Origin of the sequence: Streptomyces sp. C, from assembly GCF_000158895.1 — a bacterium.
Taxonomy (GTDB): Bacteria; Actinomycetota; Actinomycetes; order Streptomycetales; family Streptomycetaceae; genus Streptomyces; species Streptomyces racemochromogenes.
On the sequence record NZ_GG657750.1, the window covers coordinates 1,198,734 to 1,206,186 of the forward strand.

Here is a 7,453-nt window from a genome sequence, read left to right on the forward strand (position 1 = left end):
TCAGGATCACCCGGCCGCCCGAAGGACCGCTAGAGCCGGAGATCCGGCCGCATTTCCGAACCCGTACGGCAAGTGGCGGGATTTCACGGAAAAACCCTCCCCACCGGGCACCCGATCGGCGGGCTTCAGCCGACGTGGCCTGAATGGGACGGCAATGGCCGGTCCGGATACGGCGACGCCCCCGCCCACCAGAGGTGGACGGGGGCGGAAAAGGGGAGGGGCGTCAGTGGGAAATCAGCCTTTCCTCACCACGCTCGACTTCAGCTGCATGGCGCCGAATCCGTCGATCTTGCAGTCGATGTCGTGCCCGTCGACCCCGTCGACGAGGCGGATGCCCCGGACCTTGGTGCCCGCCTTGATGCCGGTCGGGTGGCCCTTGACCTTCAGGCCCTTCACCACGGTCACGGTGTCCCCGTCGGCGAGCACGTTCCCGACCGAGTCCTTGACCACCCGCTCCTGGGGGGCGTCACCGTCCCCGCCGGCCGCGAGGGGCCATTCGTGCCCGCATTCGGGGCAGACGAGCAGGGCGCCCATCTCGTAGGCGTACGGGCCGGAGCATTCGGGACAGGGGGGAAGCACGTTCTCGGTCACGGGAGCAGTCTATGGAAACGCGCGGTGCCCCGCCGACGGGCGTCGGCGGGGCACCGGGTCGGGCGATGCGCGGGATCAGACCTGCGGGACCGGGTAGGTCGGGTACTCCACCCCGGAGACGTGCTGGACGACGCGGATCACCTGGCACGAGTAGCCGAACTCGTTGTCGTACCAGAGGTAGAGGATCGCGTTGTCGCCGTCGACCTTGGTGGCACCGGCGTCGACGATGGAGGCGTGGCGCGAGCCCACGAAGTCCATGGAGACGGCGTCGGGCGCGGTGGTGAAGTCGATCTGGCGCTTGAGCGGCGAGTGCAGCGACACGCCGCGCAGGTACTCCAGGACCTCTTCGCGGGTGGTCTCGCGGCCCAGGCGCAGGCTCAGGATGGCGATCGAGACGTCCGGGACGGGCACGCGGATCGAGCTGCCGGTGATCGGGGCCTTGAGGTCGGGCAGCGCCTTGGCGACGGCGGAGGCGGCGCCGGTCTCGGTGATGACCATGTTGAGCGGCGCGGAGCGGCCGCGGCGGTCGGCCTTGTGGTAGTTGTCCAGCAGGTTCTGGTCGTTCGTGAACGAGTGGACGGTCTCCACGTGGCCGCGGAGCACACCGTACTCGTCGTCCATCGCCTTCAGCGGCGGGACGATCGCGTTGGTGGTGCAGGAGGCGCAGGACAGGACGCGCTCGTCCGGCTTGATGGTGTCGTGGTTGACGCCGTGGACGATGTTCGGGACGTCGCCCTTGCCGGGGGCCGTCAGGACGACCTTGTCGATGCCCGGGCGCAGGTGCTGGGAGAGGCCCTCGCGGTCGCGCCACTTGCCCGTGTTGTCGATGAGGATGGCGTCGTTGATGCCGTACTCGGTGTAGTCGATCTCGGACGGGTCGTTCGCGTAGATCACCTTGATGGTGTTGCCGTTCGCGACGATCGTGCCCGCGGCCTCGTCCACCGTGATGGTGCCCTGGAACTGGCCGTGGATGGAGTCGCGGCGCAGCAGCGAGGCGCGCTTGACCAGGTCGGCGTCGCCGCCGCCGCGCACGACGATGGCGCGCAGGCGCAGGCCGTTGCCGGAGCCGGCCTTCTCGATGAGCAGGCGGGCGACGAGGCGGCCGATGCGGCCGAAGCCGTAGAGGACGACGTCGCGTCCCTCGCGGCGCTCGATCTTGTTCTCGCCGGTGGCGCCGACGACGGCCTCGGCGGTGAAGGCCTCGACCGACAGACCGCGGTCGTCGGTCTTGTAGGTGGCGGCGAGCATGCCGATGTCGATCTGGGACGGACCCAGGTCGAGGGCGGTGAGGGCCTGGAGGAACGGCATCGTCTCGGTGACCGACAGCTCCTCGCCGTCGATCTGCCGGGCGAAGCGGTGGGCCTTGAGAATGCTCACGACCGACTTGTTCACCAGGGAGCGGCTGTGGAGCAGGATCGTGACGTCCCGTTCCCGGTGCAGCTTCCCGATGAGGGGGATCATCGACTCCGCGATCTCCTCGCGGGTCTTCCAGTTGGCGAACGAGTCCTCGTTGACAGTCACAGACGTTATCTTTCGAGCTAGGCGGCGCTCATATGCTAACCCGCCGCCGGATCGTTCCTTCAAGGGGGACCGCCTGAGCGTCGCCGGCGCCGGCCGCCCCCGGCCTGAGCTGCGGCCTTGCGGATTCAGTCGAGCACCGGCCGGGCCTCCGGGTGGGCGTCCCACCACTCCCGGTGGAAGTCGTTGTTGTCCACGTTCGCCAGGTACGCGGCGACCGCCGCGCGGTAGAGCCGCTCGGCCTGCTGCACCGGGACCGCCGAGCGGTTCCAGGCGAGGCGGATGCGGCCGGTGACCGGCGTGCCGGCCAGGGGGCGCATCACGGTCCCGGCCACGGGCGGGGCCGTGGGCTGGCAGAGGGCGATCGCGCGGCCCGCGGCGATCAGCTCGTGCCGCATCTGGCGGTCGGTGATCCGGTGGCGGAGCGAGGGGGCGAAGCCCGCCTTCGCGCAGGCCTCGACCAGGGCCTCGGGGCCGCCGTCGTCGTCCTCCACCAGGGTCATCCACTGCTCCCCCGCCAGCTCGGCCAGGTCCAGGGTCGCGCGTCCCGCGAGGCGGTGCCCCGAGGACATCCGGATGCAGAACGGCTCCTGGGGCACCACCGTGCGGGCCGTGACCCCCCTGGGCAGCGGGACCTCGTAGTCGTTCACCTCGCCGTACACGATCACGTCGTACTGGCCGGCGCCGAGCATCCGCACCAGCGCCGTGACGGAGTCCTCCAGGTCCACGGTGACCTCGCGCCCGGACAGGGCCTGGTCCGTCCGGGCGAGCAGGCCGTCCAGGAGCACCAGCAGGATGCAGCCGAGCCTGAGCGGGGCGTCGGCGGCCTGCGCGCGGGCCTCGGCGCCGAGGGCGGCCATCTCGCCCAGCACGCGGCGCGCCCTGGCCAGCACGAAGTGCCCCAGGGCGGTGGGCTCCACGCCGTGGCGGCCCCGCGCGAAGAGCTCCCCGCCGGTGACCGCCTCGATCCGGCGCAGCTGGGCGGAGAGCGCGGGCTGCGAGATCCCCAGCCGCCTGGCCGCCTCCCCCAGGCTGCCCGCTTCCGCGATCCGGCAGACGGCTTGCAGATGCCTCAACTCCAGCTGCATCCGGGCAGCTTACGAAGCGCCACGGCGGCGCACCATAACCCGCGCCTTATGCCCGCAGGGATGTCCCAATCTCGCCATGTCCACGCTCATACTCGGCGACGCGTACCGCCACCCACCCCCCACACACGATCGGAGTGGACTCGTGCAGCCCACCAGATGGACGGCGTCCGTGGCAGCCCTCGCGCTGACCGCGAGCCTCGCCGGCGCGCTGGCCGGCACCGCGTCGGCCGCGCAGCCGGATCCCGTACCACCCCGCCAGTCCAAGGCCGAGCGGGCCGTGGCCGCCGCGGACGCGGCCGTCCGCAGCGGCCTCGACACCCTGGTCAACTCCCCCCGCCAGCAGTACGAACGGCGCCTGGTCACCCCCTGGGTGAAGGACCTGTACTCCGTCGCGTACGAGCGCAGCTACCGGGGCCTGCCGGTCGTCGGCGGCGACGCGGTCGTCCTCGCGGACGGCGAGGGCCGGGTCCGCGCGCTCCAGTCGGCCTCCGCGACCGTGATCGACGTGGCGACCACCCCGGACGTCGACGCGAAGGCGGCCGAGGCCTCCTCGCGGCGCGAGCTGGAGAAGGTGGACGAGGTCGAGAGCAGCCGGCTCGTCGTCCGGCTCAAGGACGACAAGCCCGTGCTGGCCTGGGAGACCGTGCTCACCGGCCGCACCCGTACGGCGCCCAGCCGGCTGCACGTCTTCGTGGACGCCCGCACCGGGAAGGTCGTCGACCGCTACGACGACGTGGTGGCCGGCACCGGCAACAGCAAGTGGAACGGGCCCAACCCGCTGACGATCGACACCACCGCCTCCGGTGGCACGTACTCCCTGCGCGACCCGAACCGCCCGGGTCTGAGCTGCGCGGACTACAGCTCCGGAACCGTCTTCAGCAAGTCCTCGGACTCCTGGGGCACCGGCAACCCGACCTCCAAGGAGACCGGGTGCGTCGACCTGATGTTCGCCGCGCAGAAGCAGTGGGACATGCTCTCCCAGTGGCTCGGCCGCAACGGCGTCAGCGGCAACGGCCGCAGCTTCCCCGGCAAGGTGGGCCTGAGCGACCTCAACGCCTACTGGGACGGCAGTTCCGTCACCATCGGCCGCAACAGCGCCAACGAGTGGATCGCCGGCGTGGACGTGGTGGCCCACGAGTACGGGCACGCCATCGACTCCAACACCCCCGGCGGCACCAGCGGCCAGGAGGCCGGCCTGGGCGAGGCCACCGGCGACATCTTCGGCGCGCTGACCGAGGCGTACGTCAACGAGCCGGCCCCGTACGACACCCCCGACTACACGGTCGGCGAGGTCATCAACCTCCAGGGCCGCGGCCCGATCCGCAACATGTACGACCCGCCGGCGGTCAACAACGACCCGGCCTGCTACAGCTCCGCGATCCCCGGCACCGAGGTGCACAAGGCGGCCGGGCCGCTCAACCATTTTGTTTCTACCTGCTGGCCGAGGGCACCAACCCGGGCGGCGGCAAGCCCAACAGCAGCACCTGCAACCAGACCACGCTGACCGGTGTCGGCGTGCAGAACGCCGGCAAGATCTTCTACGGCGGCATGCTCCTCAAGACCAGCAGCATGTCCTACAAGAAGTACCGGACGGCCACGCTCAGCTCGGCCAAGTCCCTCGACGCCACCTGCAACCTGTTCAACAAGACCAAGGCCGCCTGGGACGCCATCAGCGTGCCCGCCCAGAGCGGCGACCCGACCTGCACCCCGAGCGGCCAGAACGACTTCTCGCTCTCCCTGAACCCGGCCTCCGGCACCGTCCGGCAGGGCGGCTCCGTCACCACCACCGTGGCCACCAGCACCACCAGCGGCTCCGCCCAGCAGGTGACGCTCACCGCCACGGGCCTGCCGGCCGGGGTCACCGCCTCCTTCAACCCGGCCACCGTACAGTCCGGGCAGTCCTCGACGCTGACGCTCTCCGCCTCGTCCAACACGGCGCCGGGGGCCTCCACCGTCACCGTCAAGGGCCAGGGCGCGTCCCTCGCGCACACCGTCGACTACGCCCTCACCGTGGGCGGCACCCAGCCCGACCCGACCGCGCCCGACATCAGCGTCGCCAACGTCCAGGCACACCTGGCCCAGCTCGGCACGATCGCCTCGCAGAACGGCGGCAACCGCCGGGCCGGCAGCGCCGGATACACCCAGTCCCTCGCGTACGTGAAGGGCAAGCTGCAGGCCGCCGGCTACACCGTCACCGAGCAGGCCTGCACCTCCTGCACCTACCCGTCGAACAACCTGATCGCCGACTGGCCGGGCGGCCCCGCCGACAAGACCGTGATGTTCGGCGCCCACCTCGACGGCGTCTCGGCCGGACCGGGCATCAACGACAACGGCTCGGGCTCCGCCACCCTGCTGGAGAACGCCCTCGTCCTGGCGCAGAAGAACCCGACGATGACCCAGCACGTGCGGTTCGCCTGGTGGACCGACGAGGAGCAGGGCCTCAACGGCTCGAAGTTCTACGTCAACCAGCTCACCAGCGCCCAGCGGGCGGCCATCAAGGGCTACTACAACTTCGACATGGTCGGCTCGACCAACGGCGGCTACTTCGTCAACAACGTCAACTCCGCCACCGCCGCCCCGCTGAAGGCGTACTGGACCTCGCTGAACCTCGCCCCGGAGGAGAACACCGAGGGCCAGGGCCGCAGTGACGACTACTCCTTCCAGCAGGCCGGCATCCCCACCTCCGGCTACGCCGCGGGCGCCAGCGCCCGCAAGACCTCCGCGCAGGCCGCGAAGTGGGGCGGCACCGCGGGCGCGGCGTACGACTCCTGCTACCACAGCTCCTGCGACACCCCGTCCAACATCAGCGCCACCGTCCTCGACCGCAGCGCCGACGGCGTCGCGTACGCCATCTGGAACACGGCCGTCGGCGGCGGCACCCCCGCCAACGACTTCTCCATCGCCACCAGCCCGGCCGCCGGCTCCGCCAACCCGGGCGGCTCCGTCACCTCCACGGTGAACACCGCCACCGTCAGCGGCAGCCCGCAGACCGTCGCCCTGGCCGTGACGGGCGCCCCCTCCGGCGTGACCGCGGCCGTCAGCCCGGCCTCGGTCCAGTCCGGCCAGTCCGCCACCCTCTCCGTCCAGGTCGCCGCGGGCACCCCGGCCGGCACGCACACCCTCACCGTCACCGGTACCGGCTCCGCCACCCACAGCACCACGTACACGCTGACCGTCGGCGGGGGCGGCGGCACCTGCACCCCGGCCCAGGTCGTCGCCAACGGCGGCTTCGAAAGCGGCTCCGCCCCGTGGTCGGCGACCTCCGGGGTGATCACCAACCAGTCCGGCCAGCTCCCGCACGGCGGCTCGTACATGGCCTGGCTGAACGGCTGGGGCAGCTCCCGCACGGACAGCGCCTCGCAGTCCCTGACCCTTCCCGCCGGCTGCGCCTCCGGCCGGCTCTCCTTCTACCTGCACATCGACACCGACGAGAACGAGAACGTCGCCTACGACACCTTCACGGTCTCGGTGGGCGGCCAGACCCTGGCGACCCTGTCCAACCTGGACGCGGGCTCCGGCTACACCCTGAAGAGCTACGACGTCTCCCAGTTCGCCGGGCAGACCGTCGTCCTCCAGTTCAAGGGCGTGGAGGACCAGTCACTCCAGACCTCCTTCGTGGTGGACGACGTGACCCTCCAGACCAGCTGACCGGACGGCACCACCCGAACCGCCCAGGAGCCCGGCCGGCACCCCCGGCCGGGCTCCGCCGCGCCCACTCAGTCGGAGTCGGCCATCACCTCGACGAGTTCCGGCAGTTCCCGCAGCCGGGCCACGGTCTGGTTCAGCAGCCGCACGGCGGCGTCGGCCCGCCCGCGCCCGATCGGCGCCGGGGCCGAGGGGTCGCCGGCCCGCTCCTTCAGCTCGGTGAGCAGCCCGCGGATCTCGGCGGCTCCCGCGTGCACCTCGCGGATCCGGCTCTCGATGCGGGACAGCAGGTCGGCGCCGGGCAGCGGCTCGGCGGGATCTTCCGCGGCCACCCCGGACGCCGGCGGCCGGGCCGCGGGCACCGCCGCCCGGACCGTCACCGGAGCGGGATGCTCCACCCGGTCCGCGTCGCCCTCGGGGCCGGACCTCTCCGTCCCGGCCTCCGCCTCCGCCTGCTCCTGCGCCGGCGCCGGCGCCGGGCGCGCGGCGGCAGGGGCCGGGGCCGGCGCCGGCGGCGGGTGACCGGAGTCGCGGCCGCCTTGCGAGGTCGCGTCCCGGTCTCCTTGGGGAAGGCCTCGTCTAGCCACAGCGAGGTCATCGGCCTGCCGGTC

4 protein-coding genes and 1 pseudogene are annotated in these 7,453 nt (G+C 71.7%); 1 reads left to right on the forward strand and 4 read right to left on the reverse strand.

What is annotated here, in order from left to right; all coding sequences use genetic code 11:
• Positions 1-234: 234 nt before the first annotated feature.
• The 3 genes from SSNG_RS05185 to SSNG_RS05195 form a co-directional block, all read right to left on the reverse strand.
• Positions 235-591, reverse strand: a complete 357-nt coding sequence (locus SSNG_RS05185; RefSeq protein WP_007262747.1) for a zinc ribbon domain-containing protein YjdM — start codon at positions 589-591, stop codon at positions 235-237.
• Positions 592-666: 75 nt separating this feature from the next.
• The gene (locus SSNG_RS05190) at positions 667-2,112 is read right to left on the reverse strand and encodes a glyceraldehyde-3-phosphate dehydrogenase (protein ID WP_007262748.1); all 1,446 of its coding nucleotides are present in this window, start codon (positions 2,110-2,112) and stop codon (positions 667-669) included.
• Between the two features lie 125 nt (positions 2,113-2,237).
• On the reverse strand, positions 2,238-3,197 hold the full coding sequence (locus SSNG_RS05195; RefSeq protein ID WP_007262749.1) for a LysR family transcriptional regulator: 960 nt from the start codon (positions 3,195-3,197) through the stop codon (positions 2,238-2,240).
• Positions 3,198-3,366: 169 nt separating this feature from the next.
• Between SSNG_RS05195 and SSNG_RS45220 the strand changes: the two are divergent.
• Positions 3,367-6,845: pseudogene (locus SSNG_RS45220) on the forward strand (M28 family peptidase).
• A gap of 68 nt (positions 6,846-6,913) precedes the next feature.
• Here SSNG_RS45220 and SSNG_RS05205 read toward each other — a convergent pair.
• Positions 6,914-7,240, reverse strand: a complete 327-nt coding sequence (locus SSNG_RS05205; RefSeq protein WP_129593285.1) for a hypothetical protein — start codon at positions 7,238-7,240, stop codon at positions 6,914-6,916.
• Between the last annotated feature and the right edge of the window lie 213 nt (positions 7,241-7,453).

Coding starts and splice junctions, on each gene's coding strand:
- SSNG_RS05195 (WP_007262749.1), bottom strand. CDS start 3,197: ATGCAGCTGGAGTTGAGGCATCTGCAAGCCGTCTGCCGGATCGCGGAA.